At 68.0% G+C, this 15,183-nt stretch carries 16 protein-coding genes and 2 pseudogenes; 8 read left to right on the top strand and 10 right to left on the bottom strand.

Annotated elements, in window-relative coordinates; all coding sequences use genetic code 11:
- Positions 1–38 precede the first annotated feature (38 nt).
- The 5 genes from C8250_RS38750 to C8250_RS38770 all read right to left on the bottom strand — a co-directional run bounded on the left by C8250_RS38750 (position 39) and on the right by C8250_RS38770 (position 4,966).
- Positions 39–1,010 (bottom strand): sugar ABC transporter substrate-binding protein, encoded by a 972-nt coding sequence (locus tag C8250_RS38750; RefSeq protein ID WP_138354434.1) that lies wholly within the window; start codon positions 1,008–1,010, stop codon positions 39–41.
- Between the two features lie 147 nt (positions 1,011–1,157).
- On the bottom strand, positions 1,158–1,547 hold the full coding sequence (gene rbsD, locus C8250_RS38755; RefSeq protein WP_138354435.1) for a D-ribose pyranase: 390 nt from the start codon (positions 1,545–1,547) through the stop codon (positions 1,158–1,160).
- Entirely contained in the window at positions 1,537–2,541 is a 1,005-nt protein-coding gene (locus C8250_RS38760; protein ID WP_138354436.1) for a ribokinase, read from the bottom strand. The genes rbsD and C8250_RS38760 overlap by 11 nt, the downstream gene beginning before the upstream one ends.
- Positions 2,538–3,629: a LacI family DNA-binding transcriptional regulator gene (locus tag C8250_RS38765; protein WP_138354437.1), complete on the bottom strand. Its 1,092-nt coding sequence runs from the start codon at positions 3,627–3,629 to the stop codon at positions 2,538–2,540. Before C8250_RS38765 ends, C8250_RS38760 begins: the two co-directional genes overlap by 4 nt.
- 179 nt (positions 3,630–3,808) lie before the next feature.
- Positions 3,809–4,966 (bottom strand): nucleoside hydrolase, encoded by a 1,158-nt coding sequence (locus C8250_RS38770; RefSeq protein ID WP_138354438.1) that lies wholly within the window; start codon positions 4,964–4,966, stop codon positions 3,809–3,811.
- Positions 4,967–5,414: 448 nt separating this feature from the next.
- On the opposite strand from C8250_RS38770, the gene C8250_RS38775 reads away from it, so the two are divergent.
- The 3 genes from C8250_RS38775 to C8250_RS38785 are packed head-to-tail and all read left to right on the top strand — an operon-like array spanning position 5,415 to position 6,485.
- Positions 5,415–5,747 carry a hypothetical protein gene (locus tag C8250_RS38775; RefSeq protein WP_138354439.1) on the top strand — a complete coding sequence of 111 codons (333 nt, stop codon included), beginning with the start codon at positions 5,415–5,417 and terminating at the stop codon, positions 5,745–5,747.
- Positions 5,744–6,190, top strand: coding sequence for a MerR family transcriptional regulator (locus tag C8250_RS38780; RefSeq protein WP_138354440.1), 447 nt, complete (start codon positions 5,744–5,746; stop codon positions 6,188–6,190). Before C8250_RS38775 ends, C8250_RS38780 begins: the two co-directional genes overlap by 4 nt.
- Positions 6,171–6,485, top strand: coding sequence for a hypothetical protein (locus C8250_RS38785; RefSeq protein WP_138354441.1), 315 nt, complete (start codon positions 6,171–6,173; stop codon positions 6,483–6,485). The genes C8250_RS38780 and C8250_RS38785 overlap by 20 nt, the downstream gene beginning before the upstream one ends.
- A 14-nt stretch (positions 6,486–6,499) precedes the next feature.
- On the opposite strand, the pseudogene C8250_RS38790 reads toward C8250_RS38785, so the two are convergent.
- The 3 genes and pseudogenes from C8250_RS38790 to C8250_RS38800 form a co-directional block, all read right to left on the bottom strand.
- Positions 6,500–7,047 (bottom strand): annotated as a pseudogene (locus tag C8250_RS38790) (transposase).
- A gap of 438 nt (positions 7,048–7,485) precedes the next feature.
- The gene (locus C8250_RS38795; protein WP_198357581.1) at positions 7,486–8,436 is read right to left on the bottom strand and encodes an IS30 family transposase; all 951 of its coding nucleotides are present in this window, start codon (positions 8,434–8,436) and stop codon (positions 7,486–7,488) included.
- 1,084 nt (positions 8,437–9,520) lie between these two features.
- On the bottom strand, positions 9,521–9,676 hold the full coding sequence (locus tag C8250_RS38800; RefSeq protein ID WP_187145157.1) for a hypothetical protein: 156 nt from the start codon (positions 9,674–9,676) through the stop codon (positions 9,521–9,523).
- Here C8250_RS38800 and C8250_RS38805 point away from each other — a divergent pair.
- The 4 genes from C8250_RS38805 (at position 9,666) to C8250_RS38820 (ending at position 12,287) form a co-directional block, all read left to right on the top strand.
- Complete coding sequence (locus C8250_RS38805) at positions 9,666–9,827, top strand: hypothetical protein (RefSeq protein ID WP_187145158.1); 162 nt, start codon at positions 9,666–9,668, stop codon at positions 9,825–9,827. The genes C8250_RS38800 and C8250_RS38805 overlap by 11 nt on opposite strands.
- Positions 9,828–10,178: 351 nt before the next feature.
- A complete protein-coding gene (locus C8250_RS38810; protein WP_187145159.1) occupies positions 10,179–10,964 on the top strand; it encodes a ferritin-like domain-containing protein in 786 nt (261 codons plus the stop codon).
- Entirely contained in the window at positions 10,961–11,761 is an 801-nt protein-coding gene (locus C8250_RS38815) for a ferritin-like domain-containing protein (protein ID WP_244809650.1), read from the top strand. The genes C8250_RS38810 and C8250_RS38815 overlap by 4 nt, the downstream gene beginning before the upstream one ends.
- 73 nt (positions 11,762–11,834) lie before the next feature.
- On the top strand, positions 11,835–12,287 hold the full coding sequence (locus C8250_RS38820; RefSeq protein WP_232486325.1) for a cupredoxin domain-containing protein: 453 nt from the start codon (positions 11,835–11,837) through the stop codon (positions 12,285–12,287).
- Positions 12,288–12,480: 193 nt separating this feature from the next.
- On the opposite strand, the gene C8250_RS38825 is transcribed toward C8250_RS38820, so the two are convergent.
- Positions 12,481–12,984 carry a hypothetical protein gene (locus C8250_RS38825; RefSeq protein ID WP_138359491.1) on the bottom strand — a complete coding sequence of 168 codons (504 nt, stop codon included), beginning with the start codon at positions 12,982–12,984 and terminating at the stop codon, positions 12,481–12,483.
- Positions 12,985–13,241: 257 nt separating this feature from the next.
- Between C8250_RS38825 and C8250_RS38830 the strand changes: the two genes are divergently transcribed.
- Positions 13,242–14,087 (top strand): IS5 family transposase, encoded by an 846-nt coding sequence (locus C8250_RS38830; protein WP_138359495.1) that lies wholly within the window; start codon positions 13,242–13,244, stop codon positions 14,085–14,087.
- Between the two features lie 212 nt (positions 14,088–14,299).
- Here the strand turns inward: C8250_RS38830 and C8250_RS38835 are convergent.
- A pseudogene (locus tag C8250_RS38835) lies at positions 14,300–14,661 on the bottom strand (transposase family protein); the annotation flags it as partial.
- Positions 14,662–15,183: the final 522 nt, after the last annotated feature.

Raw genomic sequence — 15,183 nt, forward strand, 5'->3', positions numbered from 1 at the left:
TCTGCCTTCCGGCATGGGGTTCCGCCTTCCGGTCCTGGTCAGCCGAGGTCGGACGCGGTGATGACCTTGACGTCGGTCTTCACCCAGCCCTGGACCTTGTCGCCGGCGATGAGCTTCATGGCCTGGTCGATGCCGTCACCGGCCTGCTTCGCGGCGAACTGGTCGACGGTCGCGACGACGCTGCCGTCCTTGACGTACGGCCGGATGGCCTCGATGTTGTCGAACGAGGCGACCTTGATCTGGTTCTTCTTGCCCGCTGCGGCCACGGCCTTGACCGCGCCGAGCGCCATCGAGTCGTTCGAGGCGAGGATCCCCTGAAGGTCCGGGTGTGCGGTCAGCATGTTGCTCACGACGGTGTAGGCCTCGTCGGTCTCCCAGTGCGCGGTCTTGGAGTCGAGCACCCGCAGACCGCCGGCGGCGGCCGCGGCGACGAAACCGGCTTTGCGCTGCTGGGCGTTGGCGGCGCCGGGGTTGCCCTCCAGGATGACGACCTTGCCGTCTTTGCCGAGCGCCTTGGCGAGCACCGCCCCCGACAGCCGTGCGCCCTCGGTGTTGTCGGGTCCGACGAACGGGACGTCGAGACCGGCGGCCTTCAGCGCGGCGTCGTCGAGCTTGACGTCGATGTTCACGACCTTGATGCCGGCCTTCACGGCGCGCTTGAGCGGGGCGACGAGTGCCTGGGAGTCGGCGGGAGCCAGCACGAGGGCGGCGGCCTTGTCGGTGATGCACCGGTTGATCGCGGCGACTTGGCCGTCGATGTCGGTCTCGTTCTGGATGCCGCTGGCGGTGAGGGTCAGGTCGCCGCGCTGTCTCGCGTGGTCCTGCGCCCCCTTCTCCATGGTCTGGAAGTACTCGTTGCCGAGCGACTTCATTACCAGGCAGACGGTGGGCTTTCCGCCCTTCGAAGTGCCGTCGCTCGTGGCTCCGTCGCCCTCCTGGCCGCAGCTGGTGAGAGCCGTCGCGAGCAGGAGTGCGGCGGTGGCGGACAGGACAACAGGCTTGCGGATCATCGTGGACTGCCTTCCATTGGAGGTGCGCTGAGGGTGTGCCGAGGGTGCGGCGGGGTGGCCCGCCGCAGGATCTGCGGGAACGGAACAGGGTCAGGGCCTGTTGTCGCCCTCTGACGTCGCGCTTTGGCGTCGAGTCGGGCGTCGGGGTCAGAACGGGACGCCGGCGCGGAGTACCGCGTTGGCGTAGGGGGTGGCCTCGCCTGTCCTGACGACCACGCGGGCACCGAGGGTGAGTTCCTTCAGCCGGTCGTGCGGTACCCGGTCGACGCTGATGCCGGCGAACTGGCGGTCGAGACCATCCAGGAGGGCTGGGTCCCGAGCCTCTTGGGCGACGCTGGCGTGCTCGACCACAAGCTCATGGAGCACAGCGGCCAGCACCGGGAGGAACGGCGGATCGCCGCGCTGCCACACCAGGTCCACGGTCTCGGTTCCCGGCCGGACGGGAAGTCCGGGGTCGGCGACCACGAGGAGGTCGCCGTGGCCGAGCGAGGTGATCAGATGCAACAGCCGGGGGTGCCACAGCCCGTCAGGACGCATGGCGCGCCTCCGTATCTGTACCCGCACCGATACCGGTATCTGGATCGGCGTCCACCACCAGCGCGTCGACCTCGGCCCGGGAAGGGAGCGACTGCTGGGCGCCGTGCCGGGTGGCCGCCAGGGAGCCCGCTGCGCAGGCCAGACGCACGGCCCCGGGCAGCGGGCGGCCGAGGCCCAGTGCGATGGCGAGTTGCGCGCAGAAGGCGTCGCCCGCGCCGACGGTGTCGACCGCGTCGACCTTGAAGCCCGGTTCCGTGTGGAGACCTGCCGCGTCGGCGGCGACCGCGCCGGCCGCGCCGAGGGTGATCACGACGGTTGCGGGCCCCAGCAGCCGGAGCTTCTGCGCGCGTGCCGTCCACTCCTCGTCCGGGACCGTTCCGGCAGCGGCGCAGGGGGGGCCGAGCAGGCCGACTGCCTCCGTCTCGTTGACGACAAGGACATCGGTCTCCCGCAGCAGGTGGGAGAGCAGCGGGCTGGGCTCGGGCAGCGGAGCGGCGTTGAGTACGGTCAGCGCTCCGGCGGTGCGAGCCGCGCGGGCCGCGGCCAATACGGAGGGCAACGGCACTTCGAGCTGGAGCAGCACGGTGTCAGAGCGTTGGGCGGCCTTGCCGCCGGTGAGCGTGCACAAGGTGGCCTCGTCGAGGCGCCGGTTGGCGCCGGGGGACAGGGTGACGGTGTTCTCCCCGTCGTGCTGGACCACAATCAGTGCCAGCCCGGAGGACGTGTCCGGGACCGAGGCCACCGCCCGGTCGTCGATGCCCTCGGCAACCAGGGCGGCCCGGAGCTCCGAACCGTGGGCGTCGTCGCCCAGCAGTCCGACCATCAGGACCGCCGCGCCGAGCCGGGCCGCGGCCACCGCCTGGTTGCCGCCCTTGCCGCCGGGGCCGCGCACCACATCGGCGCCGGAGACCGTCTCCCCCGGCCGGGGGAGACGGGGGACGGTGACCGACAGGTCCATGTTGAGGCTGCCGACTACGATCAGTCGTTCATTCATCGCTGTGCTCCGCCGCTTTCATCGCTGTGTTCTCCGCCTGCCGGATCGGGGCAACCGCAGGAGCCGCGGGCCAGCAGGGTCACGGGCAGGACATCCCGGCTGAGCGCCAGGTCCGGGTCCTTCATCCGGTCGAGCAGCCGCTGGACGGCGGTGCGTCCGAGGGCTTCGAAGGGCTGACGCATGGTGGACAGCGCCGGGCAGGTGTAGGCGCCGGCTGCTATCCCGTCGAACGAGACCACGGCCACGTCATCGGGGACCGACAGCCCCAGTTCGGTCGCGGCCCGTAGCACTCCGGCGGCCTGTTCGTCGGAGGTGACGAACAGGGCGTCGACGGAACGGTCGCGTGAGAGCAGAGCGCGACCCGACCGGTAGCCGTCCAGCCGACCGAAGGAACCGTGCAGCAGTGGCGCGGCGTCCGGGCAGGCCTCCCAGCCGGTGCGGCCGCCGGAACCGGACCCGGCCTTGAGCCCGGCCTGCTCCAGGGCGCTGCGCCAGCCCGCCACACGGTCGACGGTGGGATGGATGCCGAGCGGCCCGGCGATGCAGCCGACCCGGCGCCGCCCGTGGGCCAGCAGGTGGTCGGTCGCCTCCTGGGCGCCGCGCACGTTGTCGACCAGTACGTACGAGGTCTCCACACCGTCGAGTTCACGGTCGAAGACCAGACTGGGCACTCCGGAACGGGCCAACTCGGCCCGCCAGGGCTGGTCACCGTGCGAGGGGATGAGGACGAGCCCGTCCACCTGCCGGTCGACGAAGGTCCTGATGTACCCCGCCTCGCGCTGTGGATCGTCCACGCTGTTGCCGACCAGGAGCGTGTATCCGGCTGCCCAGGCGTGGTCCTCCAGAGCGCGGGCCAGCTCCGCGAAGAAGGGGTTCGCGGCGTCGGGAACGACCAGACCGAGCGTCATGGTGTGGCTCATGCGCAGCGACCTGGCTACGGCGTTCGGCCGGTATCCGAGCTGCTGCACCGCCGCCAGTACCCGTTCCCTGGTCGCCGGAGCGACCGAGCGGGGCCCGTTGTTGAGTACGTAGCTGACGACCGAGGGGGAGGTGCCCGCGAGCTGGGCCACGTCCTGCCGTGTTGCCATGGTGCGGCTCCTGGAACGGTCATGGAATGGGAGGGTCCGGATGCCGCAACACGAATTGGCAACTCGTGTTGCGGCGGGGTTACGAGATTATGAGAAGCAACGCACGCAACCGCAAGAGGCCGGACGCACCGGATCGCACCGGATCACCTTGGATGACGGCAGATCGCTCCGGACGGCCGTCAGGGCCGTCGCAGCAGACCGATGTAGAGGTCCCAGAATCGCCGCATGTCCAGGTCCAGGATGAGCGTCGCCCGCTGGGTGCCCACCGGGTTCGCGGGCGCGGAGAACTCGTCCAGCCCGTACCCCAGCGCCCGCCCGTAGTCCGGACCGAAGGACGCATCCACATCGACATAGCGACTCTGCGATGTCTTGACGACCTGGGGGTCGAGGAAGACCGCGGCCGTCAGCGCGTCCCACAGGAAGGTGCTGCGCCGCGGGTCTGCCGCGAACATCGGCCCCTGAAGGTCCTTGAACATCGTCTTGACGGGAGTCGGCGCTCCCGCGGTGATCGCGTCATACTGGGCCTTGGTGTAGCGCACCTTCACGCAGACGTCATCGGGCACGATCGTCTGCTTCGGGAAGGGTGTCCGCAGTGCGATGCGCGCCGACTCGGGGTCGAACCACCAGTTGAACTCGGCCGCGGGCGTGATGTTTCCCGGCTTGTCGAAAGCTCCGCCCATGTAGATGACTTCCTTGACGAGCGGCACGATCTCCGGGTGCGTGCGTACCGCCAGCGCGAGATTGGTCGCCGGGCCCACCTCCAAGAACGTGACCTGGCGCGGATAGCGCTTCACCTGGTTCACGATGAAGTCCGCGGCGGCCGAGGTGCTGGGGTGCGTGCTGGGATAGCCGCCGTAGGGCGGGCGGGGGAGCCGGTCGTACGCGGGAGGACGGGGGCTGTCGAACGCCCCGGCCCAAGGGGCCTTGCCGTACAGGGCGTTCTCGGCGGCCAGCCGCACCTTGCGGCCGGGCATGAGCGGCTCGCCCGCGCCTGCGACGACCGGGACATCGCGGCGTCCGATCAGTTCGAGCTGGCGCAGCGCGTCCGCTGTGCCTTCCTCGACCCAGGTGTTGCCGCTGACCACCGTCACGCCCAGCAGGTCCACCGAGGGATGCTTGGCGAGCATGAACATGGTGACCGCGTCATCGTTCAGCTCACCCATGTCGGCGTCCAGGATCACCTTGCGCCGGTCGGCAGGGTGCCGCTCGTCCGCTTGCTCGGCCGCTCGCGCGGTGATCACCGGCCCCGGCGTGGGTGACAGGGTCTGGCCCGAAGCCGAGACGGTGGGCACGAGCAGGATGAGGACGAGCAGTGGACCGAGTGTTCTCTTGCGCATGGAGCCTCCTCGATATGCGGTGCGCACCGACGGCGCGACCGGCCGCGTGATTATGGGAAGCAACCCCGGCAACGGCAAGGCGCACCGCACTTCCCCCTGACGTTCGCGGCCGAAGCCGGAGGCGCGGCAGAGTGGCCGTCAGAGGAAAGTGCCTGGGAACAGTAGCGGTCACCGGTGCTGCCGGGCGGAGAGGATCCGCGGTGCGCGCCGCTCTGCAGGACGACGTGTCACGTCTCGCGCTCATCGATCGGGTCGACCTCAACGCGCAGGCGCTGACCGCCCTGCGCCCGGCCGGGGCGACAGGTGCGGACGCCCAGCCTGCTGGCCCCCGGGAACGCACGGCGCTGACCGGGCCGTCCCCGCCCCCACACTTGCAACCGGTACCGAGGTACAGGTTTACCGTCGGAGGTGTCCCCGCTCTGGGGACGTGACGACGGGAGTGAGTGCGATGAGCGATCTGGCTTGGGTGCCGCAGTCCTGCACGCTGCCCACCGAAGAGCGACCCCTGCGGGTCGCGGAGTGGGACGCGCTGTTCTCCGAGCGGCTGACCTCCTCTTCGAGGCCCGAGCCGCTGCGACTGCGCCTTGACCTGGCTAACGGGCCGGGCATTGAGGAGCGGGTCCGGGATCTGGTGGCGCGCGAGAGCGGCTGCTGCTCGTTCTTCACCTTCACCACCACCCCCGGTGAGGACCTGATCGGCCTGCACATCGCCGTGGACCCCGCGCACGAGACGGTCCTGGACGCCCTTTCCGCGCGGACGGCCGACCGGGTGCAGGAGTGAGCGCGGGCCTGCGCAGTGGCCAGGTCGCCGAGGCGGCCGGGGTGAACATCCAGACCCTGCGCTACTACGAGCGGCGCGGCCTGCTGGCCGAGCCGAACCGCAGCAACGGCGGCCACCGCCTTTACAACGAGGACGCGGTGACCGCACTGCGGGTGATCAAGGCCGCCCAGCGCCTCGGGTTCACGCTGGAGGAGGTCGCCGAACTCCTGGAGGCCGGCCGCCACCGGCACGGCCGCCCCGTGGCAGGACTCCAGGAGCGCGCCGCGGCCAAGCTCGCCAAGGTCGACGCGAAGATCGCCGACCTGACCACCATCCGCACCGCCCTGACCGCGGCCGTCGAGGCGGGCTGCAACGACCTGACTGTCTGCGCCGCAAGTGCCTGCTGCCCCATCCCTTTCACCCACCTCGCCGAGGAGAACCGCCATGCCGGACCATGCTGCTGACCCCCGCCCCCACAAGACGCCGAAGGCCCTGGGCGGATTGGCCGCGCTGGCCTGCGTGGCGTGCTGCGCACTGCCCGTCCTGATCACGGCGGGCGTCGTCGGGGCCGGCGCGGGGCCGGTGGTGGGCTGGCTGCCCGCCCTCGCCATCGTGCTGGCGGTGCTCGCCGCCGGCACCTGGTGGCTCGGCCAGCGCCATGGTTCCTGCTCCTGCGCGCCCAAGACCGCTGGCGAGGGCGGGTGCGGCTGCCAGGCGTCCGGCGAACCGCTTAAGATCAGCGGCGCGGGCCGCCAGTAGGGTCAGCCATCTGGTTACTGAGGTTGTAGACGTGGTGTCGTGAGTGTGAGGCCGGTCGCGGCGAGGCATCCGTCGATGATGTCGCTCCGGTATTGGATCTGACGGAGGCCATGTCGGAGTCTGCGGATGAGGTGGTCCGGGTCGGTGAAAGCCGTGTTCGCCTGGCTGGCCCGGCGGAGAACCGACCAAATGCTCTCGACGGGGTTGAGATCAGGCGCGTAGGGGGGCAGGTGGTAGCCGGTGATCCAGTCGTGCGCGTCGATGAAGGCCCGCATCCGGCGGTCCTTGTGGACGTTCAAGTTGTCCCAGATGAGGACGATCGGACCGTCGAGCTGCTGGTGCGCGGCGATGAGGAGGTCGCGGTACTCGGTCCAGGCGAAGCTCTTGCGACCGCCACTCTTGTGATCCGTATGCCGTCTGGGCCGGTAGATCAGACGGGATCGTTCGCCGGGCTTGTAGCAGCAAGGGCCGCTATAAAAAAGCGGCGCTGGGAACGGCCCCGGACCCGGATGACCGGGGTCGATCCACGGCGGCCCCAGGTGCGGGAAGTCGGCGGCGTCATCGAGAACCCGGCCTCGTCCTCGAAGACGAGCCAGGTTCCGAGCGCCGCTGCGGTGGTTCCAGGTGCGGCTACACCTCCTTCACCCAGCCGGCCACGGCCGCCTGAGGAGCCCCGAGGTTTCCGGACATGGGTCCAATAGGATCTGTGTAGCAAGGAAGCGAGGGAGAAGTGGCGCCATTAAGTAAGTACTCACCGGAGTTCCGTGATGAAGCTGTCCAGTTTGCGTTGCGGTCGAGTAAGACGATCTCCGAGGTTGCCCGAGACCTTGACCTGAACCCGGAGACCCTCCGCGGCTGGGTGAAGAAGCACGAAAAGCAGCTGGAGCCGACCCCTGACACGGAGTTGACCGTGCCTGGGCGGGCTCGCTTGAAGGAGCTCGAACGGCGCAATCGTGAACTCGAGATGGAAGTGAGCTTCCTGAAAGAAGCCGCCTTAGATTCAACGGGTCAAGGCAACACTCTCTGCAGGTGTGCGGAATCCCAGGCACTTGCGCGGACGGTTGTTGAGCTTCGTCGCGATGGCGTCAAGATCGTCCTGGCTGAACGTCGACAGGTTCGTCCCCCTGGGCAGGTACTGCCGGAGCAGTTTGTTCGTGTTCTCGTTGGTGCTACGTTGCCAGGGGCTGCGCGGGGTTGCGAAGAACACGTCAACACCCGTAGCGGCGGTGAACTGCTTGTGCGCTGCCAGTTCCATGCCGCGATCCCAGGTCAGGGTGGCGTGTAGTCGGGAGTCCATGCGGGCGTAGGTTTTGGCGAGGGCGGGAACGACTACGGCGGTGTGACGGCTGGCGAGTTTCACGACGGTGAGGAAACGCGACTTCCTGTCGACCAAAGTGGCGACCTGGCTGTTGTTCGAGCCGATCATCAGATCGCCTTCCAGATGCCCGAAATCGCTGCGGTGCTCCGCCTCTTGGGGCCGCTCCTCGATCGGTCGGGCATCGATGATCTGCGAACGCCACTGGCCTTTCACCGTGTGGCGCTTGTTCTTCCGGATCGGGCGGCCAGTTCGAAGGCGCTTGCACAATTCGCGGGGAACCACCTTCCAGCGGGTGGTATAGATCGACCGATAGATCGTCTCGTGACTGATCTGCATGCGCGGGTCGGTCCCGTGATGTAGACGGAGGTGTCCGACGATCTGTTCAGGCGACCACTCCTCCTTCAGCAAGACCAACACCTGCTGCCGCAAAGCGGGTTCACGAGCAAGCAGGCAGTGCTTCGGACGCTTCGCATGAGCGAGCGACCGTTCCTGCGCGGCAATCGCCCGGTAGACGTCGCGTCCGCCGTTTTTGTTGACCTCGCGGCTGATCGTCGACACCGCACGCCCCAGGCGGCCGGCCAAAGTCCGGTAGGACTCGCCGGCACAGAGCCCGCGCGAGACCTCCTCCCGCACCCACGGTCAGACTGCCCGCGCGCGCCTTGCGGAGTGAGGGAGCGATCCCTCCGTGATGCTTGAGGACGGTGAACACCGAGCCGGGCGGCTTGCCGATCTGCCGCGAGATGACACTGATCGACTCCCCGGTCTTCCACCGCCGCCACAAGTCAACCTTCATCTCGTCCGACATCCCCGGCCGACCCATCTTCGCCATACATACCGTCCTCAACCAGCACCGTTGCGTTGATCCGTTGAATCTAAGCCCGCGCCGGCCCCGCCTGCGGGCAACGCCCCCACAACCTCAACCTGAGCCCGCGCAAGCTGGCCACCAGCGGCACGTCCGGCCACCAATCCAGTCTTCGGCCGGCAACGAATGACTAGTGGGAGGGCCGCACCGAGTACCGGATCTTGATCCCGGGTCCGGGTCCTCACGCCGGAGCAACCGGTCGGCCGCTGCACCGGCACCCCCAGAAGGGCTGTGTGTCATGACCAGGAGCGAGTTCGAGAAGATCGTAGCCGAGGCCGCTGCTCGCATACGGCGCACAGCATTCCCGGCGCCCACATGTGCGGAAGAGCGAGAGCACGCGGTTCATACCCAGCACGCCGAGTACGGCGGATCCGCCCATTAGGGGCCTTTGCCGGCAGAGGGTTTCGGCGGTTGGACGTTGCCCGGTCCACCATGTCGCAAGTGGCCCACGGCATCCGGCATCGATGGGACGTCAGAGCCGTAGAACAGCTGACTCCGATCATCTGGCGGCGCCAGGGATCCTCTGTTCCGGTTCTCATGGTCCCCCGAGGCCTCAGAGCACCACCGTCCCAGCGGTCGCGTAAGCCTTCCGAGGCTCCATCACCCGTACGAGGGTTCTGCACCGTAAGGAGTACGCGCACGGCTACGGGTACTGACGGGTGGGCGCTCGGACCAATCGGGGAGTACTGCCGTTGATGCGCAGGACGGCCCTGAATCCGTCCTGCCGCCCCGCGTGGCCCCGGCGACGAGTCGTGGCTTCAGCGGTTGCGCCGAGGGGATGGCCGGCCGTTCCTGGCCCGGGGCGCCCTGCTTCGGTGAGACGGCCAGACGCACCTCCCTCCTCTGTACCTCAGGTCACACGAGGGTGATGATGCCGTCGACCCGAGCGGAGTGGATGACCACGGAAGTCTCGCGCACGTACCGCTCACGCAAGGCAGCGGTCCGCTCGTATTCCTCCTCCGTCGCCAGCGTCTCGGCCGCTTCCCTGATCATCACCAGGATGGTCGACATGCTGGTCGCGCAGCGCGATGCCATCCGGATTCTGCAGGCGAATCCGTCGATCAGCATCCAGCCGGAGACCGACACCGCCCCCTTCGACGCGATGCGCGAAGCGCCGTCACGGTTCTCTAACGTCGCCGTCGCCGATCACTGTCCGTGGTGAGTGGACAGGCATCCATGACAGACGCCAGCCGTTCGCCAGAGGAGAGATCAGGACACTGGCTGACGAGAACCGCGTCGGATGTCGGGCCTGTACCTGCGGCACGCGTCGATTGCCGAAATCCTGAGCACGAACCGGCTGCCCATCGTCGAGATGCCGCCGACTGTGCGACATCCGGGAGTTCGCGGAGGCCGTCGGCCGCGCCTTCTTCGGTCCTTCGAGGATCCCCTTGTTCACCCGGGAGGGTGAACCTCGCCGATGCGCGGGTGATGCGAGCAATCCGCTGGGGCCGTGGCACCGAAGGGGCTGTGGACGTGCCTGCGACGGAGTGGGCGCCGAGAGAGATGGGGCGTGATGGGCGTAGAGCGCATCGACACCCGGCTGCTGGAAGAGCTCAGCGAGCAATCCGAGGACCTCAACAGCGACGCACTGCGGATCACCGGCAGCGCGTTGGACGACTTCACCGAGGCCACCGCGCCCCGGTCGCGTCGTTGGTGGCAGCGGTCGGGGACGCTCGCCGGTGTGGCGGGGGCAGCGGCAGTGCTGTCCTCCGTGCGGGCCTCGGCCACCACCGCGGACGACATCATGGCGCTGCAGACCGCGGCGTCTCTGGAGAATCTGGCCATCAGCGTCTACCAGACCGCTGCGGGGCTGCCGTTCATCAAGGACGGCAACAAGACGGTCGCGGCGTTCATCGCCAAGACCACCACCCAGCACCAGGCCCACGCCAAGGCGTTCAACGCCGCCGCCACCCAGGCGGGCGGCAAGGCCCAGACCGGCCCGGACCCCAAGTACGCGGCCGTGGTCAAGGAAGCCCTGCCCACCATCAAAACTCCGGCCGACGTGGTCGCGCTGGCGATCACGCTGGAGGACGTCGCCGCCCAGACCTACACCAAGAACGTCGGCCAGGTCAGCGACGCACAACTGCGCAAGCTCTTCGCCTCGGTCGCCCCGGTCGAGGCTCAGCACCGTGCGACACTGCTGGCCGTCCAGGCGCTGCTGGCCGGAAACCTCCCCGACCTCATCGCCATCCCCACGGACGCGGCCAAACTGCCCGCCGCCGCCGGCAGCGTCGGGTTCCCCGACGCCTTCTACCCGACCAAGAACGCCTCGCCGATCTCCGAAGGAGCCGTGAAGTGAGCACTGCACACGACGGCTGGGAACTGCAGATCAGCGAGCAGCAACTCACCCGACTGACCCGCGACATGGACGAAGCCCACCGCGAGACGCTGCCCGCCATGCGGGCCGGCGCCGTCGACCTGGCCGAGGAGATCCGCACAGCGGAGCGAACGAACCTGGGGCGCCGCCGCTTCCTGCTCGGCGCCGGAGGTGTCGCGGCCGCCATGGCCCTGGCGGCCTGCTCCAGCAGCGACAAGAAGTCTGGCTCGTCGGCGTCGCCGTCGTCCTCCGGAGCGGCATCCGGCAGCGGCCAGTACACCGGGGACCTGAAGGTCGTCGCGCTGGCCACCGCGCTGGAGAACCAGGCCGTGGGCGCCTACCAAGCGACCCTGGCCGCAGCCAAGGCGGGCAAACTCGGCACCGTACCGCCCGCGGTGGCGACGTTCGTCACCACCGCGATGGCCCAGCACGCCGACCACGCCAAAGCCTGGAACGCGGTCCTGACCGGCGCCGGCAAGCCCGCCATCACCAATGTGCCGCTGTCCAACCAGGCCGACGTCACCGCCGCACTCGGCAAGGCGACCGATGTCGGCTCCGTCGCCAAACTGGCCCTGCAGTTGGAGGACCAGGCCGCACAGACGTACCTGTTCGCGACCTACAACGTCATCAGCCCTGCCGGGATCAGCACCGCCGCCACCATCGCCCCCGTCGAGGCGATGCACGCCGCGATCCTGCACTACGTGCTCGGTCAGTACCCCGTCCCGGACGACTTCCTGCCCGTGGACAAGGCCGCCAGCACCACCCTACTGACGGTCTGATGATGCATGGTGCGCCCCGGGCTCCCAGCGTGTCGGGGACCGGGGCGCACCACGTCCTTGGTATCGCTATCCCATGTCAATCATTGCCGTCGATGGATGGGGCCCGCAGATGAACGTCAACGCCAACCGAGTACGTCCCCGTCGCGGACGCCTGGCCGCCGCGAGTGCCATCTGCGCACTGCTCGCTGTGACGGGCTGTTCCAGCTCCAGCTCCGGCGGCTCGTCCTCCTCCACCGTACCGGCCTCACCTCCCGCGGGCACCGCGTCCGGAGCAGCGGCCCGCATCGTCATCAAGGACTTCCTGTTCAACCCGGCCTCGCTGACCGTCGCACCGGGCACCGTGGTCACCGTCCTCAACGAGGACAAGACCCCGCACACCGCCACGGCCACCGACTCCAAGGCCTTCGACACCGGCACCATCGCCGGCGGCAAGTCCGCAACGTTCAAAGCCCCCGCGACAGCGGGGAACTACAGCTACATCTGCAACATCCACCAGTACATGAAGGGCACCCTCACCGTCCGCTGAGGTATCCCAGCCCCGTCGGCCGTCGCCGCAGACACCGAAGGAGTCGGCCATGACACCTGCCCCAACGTCCCGCAGCGCCCGCCGGACCACGCGCCGGGCATGCCGGGTCACTGCCGCAGTGGGCTTGGCCGTCGACGCGTACGTCCATGCCAAGTCCCCGACCCCGACATCGAGGGCCGATACCTGGAAGAACTCATCCACGCCCCCCTTCCCGAGTGGCTGCGGTCTCGGCACCCATTTCGGCTTCGGCCTGGGCGGCGATCGCCTCCTGGCGGGCCCGGTCCTGCGGGTCCAGGTAGTCCAGGTGGTTCCAGCGCGCGGTGTCGTAGCCGGTGTCGGCGTTCCACGGGTAGACCGCGCTCCACGGCCGGTTCCACGCGCGTTGCAGGTCCTGCCGGGAGCTCAGGCGGTCACGGCTGTCGAGGAAGATGTCCTTGGCCAGCTTGTCCAGCTGCCAGTGGGCGGTGTTGGCCGCGTCCTGCACGAGGCTGTCCAGGGCGAAGGCCATCTTGTAGCCGGTTGTGCCGTAGTGGTCGTCGCGCTGGACAGCCAAGAGCGGGGCGAGGAATGCGTCGATGGCCTCGGTGTCGGCGGCGGTGATGTCGTCGGTGTAGTGAAGGGTGCGGTTGAGTGCGGCGGGGTCGGTCACGGGCGGGGGAGTCCCGTCGGTCGCGGCGCCGGTCGGACGGGGCGTCATGTCCCGGTTTATCGCCTCGGATATGAGAGGACATACACCGCCTATGTCTCGATTTAGGTAGATCTGTAACCTGGCCGAAATCACCCTGGGTGGGGCCTTTAAGGAGAAAGTCGCGACTGATCGAGCGCACCCGGCTGTATGGTTCGACCACCTTTAGCCTGATAGCTCCTATCCGGTTCGAGGATGCCGCGAACGAGGCTTTCGTCTCACTCGAACGAGCGATATCCCTGCCAAGTGCACTGTGGGTCAGCGGACTTATGGCCAGTCAGCCGAACCGCAGCGCCTACCTCAGCGACCTTACCGATGCCTGCTGGGCCCTGATGGAACCGACCATGACGGCATGGAGGGCCGAACGGCAGAAGACCTCGCTCGGACTGGGCGGTCAGGTCACCGACCTGCGCGAAGTCATGAACGCGATTCTCTACGTGAACCACACGGGCATCCCCTGGCGCTACCTGCCGCACGACTTCCCGCCGCCCAGCACCGTCTTCTCCTACTTCAGCACCTGGACCGCCGACGGCACGATCGAGAACCTCGGCGTCCGGCTGCGTCGGAGGGTCCGTGAGCAGGTGGGACGCACTGCCGAGCCGACCGCCTGCGTCATCGACGCCCAGAGCGTCAAGACCGCCCACAGCGTGCCCAGCAGCACGCAGGGCATCGATGCCGGGAAGAAAATCGTGGGCCGCAAGCGGAGCATCGTCGTCGACACCCTCGGCCTGTTACTGCTGGTCACAGTGACCGCAGCCAGTGTTTCGGACAACGACGCCGGCAAGCAGTTGCTCACCCGGATCGCCGTCGCCCACCCCACGATCACCAAGGCCTGGGTCGACACCGGCTACAAGACCCGAGCCATCGAACGCGGAGCGGCCCTGGGCATCGATGTCGACGTCGTCCCGCGGAACACCCAGGTCAAGGGCTTCTCCGTGGTCCCGAGACGCTGGGTGGTGGAACGAACTTTCGGTTGGATCATGATGCACCGCCGACTGGCACGGGACTACGAGACGAAACCCGCACACTCCGAGAGCATGATCCGCCTCGCCATGATCTCCAATCTCCTGAAGCGGGCAACCGGCGAAAGCACCATAACCTGGCATAATCCATGAAATGCCACTCAAGCAAGCCCCTGCGAAGTTCCGAGCAAGGTGTATCGGTAGCCGATGACAGTGAGCCTTTTCCATCATCGCTCTGAGCTGGCTGGGCGCAGGGTGGGGACGGCTTGAACGAAGGCGGTGGCCGACAGATCAAACACCAGGCACCAAGGGCCAGCCAGAATACGAGTCAGGCCCCGCGTCGGGACGGCACACCCATACTCACAGCCGGAGTAGTACGGGCGGTCCGCGGCGAGGCGATCGATGGGCAGCAGCGTGCCGTCCAGCAGGACGAAGGCTTTCGTCGACGCGGTGCGGGCGGCGTCGGCCAAGGCGGGCGCGAGGTCGGCCAGGAGGTCGATGGCCTCGGCGACGTAGAGGTAGGCGGTCGTGACTCCGACGCCGAATCCGGCAGCGAGCTGGGCGTAGGTGTGTCCCACGCGCAGGTGGGCGAGTGCGAGCAGGGCTCGGCGGCCCGCGCTCAGCCGCCGCCACCTGGACCCGATCGCACGGCGGTGCCGCCGCAGTTGTTGCGCGAGGAAGCGCAGCGTGGAGCTGGACACGTCGACGCGGACGGGTAGACCAGCATGCGAAGCCTCTGGTGGAGACGGTTCTCTTGGTCGAAAACTCATCTACCAGGGGCTTCACCCTGTTGTCAGCCCAACGGGCGCACTGCTGACGCAGGTTGGAAAAGGCTCAGTAGCTCGAAGCGGCCACGCCGATCAACGGAGCGGAGACAGAACCCGGCGTATATGGCCGACTCGTCCGCCGCCTTATATCGCCGCAGGTCAGAGCGTGATTTTCAGGGCGGTCATTCCGGCCGGATCGAATCCGGCTCGAATGTGCCATCAAGAGCGCCCGCCGCACGCGCGGCTTGGTTGCGCAAACGTGGAGGCCCTGACCAGGGACGATTCCGGAGCGGAGAGCGGAAGGCCATACTCCCCGTACATCCGTGTTTTGTCCGGAAGACTCGGAGAGGACGCGATCGCCGCACGACGGTCTTCTGGGCTTTACCGCAACCCAGACCCATCCGGTGCTGGTGTCAGTTCCGAATACAGGGTGTGAGTTGATCCCGGCGGCCTTGGTAAAGCCCCTTCGGTCGCTGTTCCTC

This window comes from Streptomyces sp. So13.3, assembly GCF_005860785.2.
Classification (GTDB): domain Bacteria; phylum Actinomycetota; class Actinomycetes; order Streptomycetales; family Streptomycetaceae; genus Actinacidiphila; species Actinacidiphila fildesensis.

What these genes read in the sequence shown, in the direction of transcription:
- C8250_RS38775 (WP_138354439.1), top strand. Translation starts at nt 5,415, where the DNA reads ATGAGCGATCTGGCTTGGGTGCCGCAGTCCTGCACGCTGCCCACCGAA.
- C8250_RS38770 (WP_138354438.1), bottom strand. Translation starts at nt 4,966, where the DNA reads ATGCGCAAGAGAACACTCGGTCCACTGCTCGTCCTCATCCTGCTCGTG.
- C8250_RS38785 (WP_138354441.1), top strand. Translation starts at nt 6,171, where the DNA reads ATGCCGGACCATGCTGCTGACCCCCGCCCCCACAAGACGCCGAAGGCC.
- C8250_RS38765 (WP_138354437.1), bottom strand. Translation starts at nt 3,629, where the DNA reads ATGGCAACACGGCAGGACGTGGCCCAGCTCGCGGGCACCTCCCCCTCG.
- C8250_RS38750 (WP_138354434.1), bottom strand. Translation starts at nt 1,010, where the DNA reads ATGATCCGCAAGCCTGTTGTCCTGTCCGCCACCGCCGCACTCCTGCTC.
- C8250_RS38805 (WP_187145158.1), top strand. Translation starts at nt 9,666, where the DNA reads ATGGTCGACATGCTGGTCGCGCAGCGCGATGCCATCCGGATTCTGCAG.
- rbsD (WP_138354435.1), bottom strand. Translation starts at nt 1,547, where the DNA reads ATGCGTCCTGACGGGCTGTGGCACCCCCGGCTGTTGCATCTGATCACC.
- C8250_RS38810 (WP_187145159.1), top strand. Translation starts at nt 10,179, where the DNA reads ATGGGCGTAGAGCGCATCGACACCCGGCTGCTGGAAGAGCTCAGCGAG.
- C8250_RS38825 (WP_138359491.1), bottom strand. Translation starts at nt 12,984, where the DNA reads ATGACGCCCCGTCCGACCGGCGCCGCGACCGACGGGACTCCCCCGCCC.
- C8250_RS38830 (WP_138359495.1), top strand. Translation starts at nt 13,242, where the DNA reads ATGGCCAGTCAGCCGAACCGCAGCGCCTACCTCAGCGACCTTACCGAT.
- C8250_RS38820 (WP_232486325.1), top strand. Translation starts at nt 11,835, where the DNA reads ATGTCAATCATTGCCGTCGATGGATGGGGCCCGCAGATGAACGTCAAC.
- C8250_RS38800 (WP_187145157.1), bottom strand. Translation starts at nt 9,676, where the DNA reads ATGTCGACCATCCTGGTGATGATCAGGGAAGCGGCCGAGACGCTGGCG.
- C8250_RS38760 (WP_138354436.1), bottom strand. Translation starts at nt 2,541, where the DNA reads ATGAATGAACGACTGATCGTAGTCGGCAGCCTCAACATGGACCTGTCG.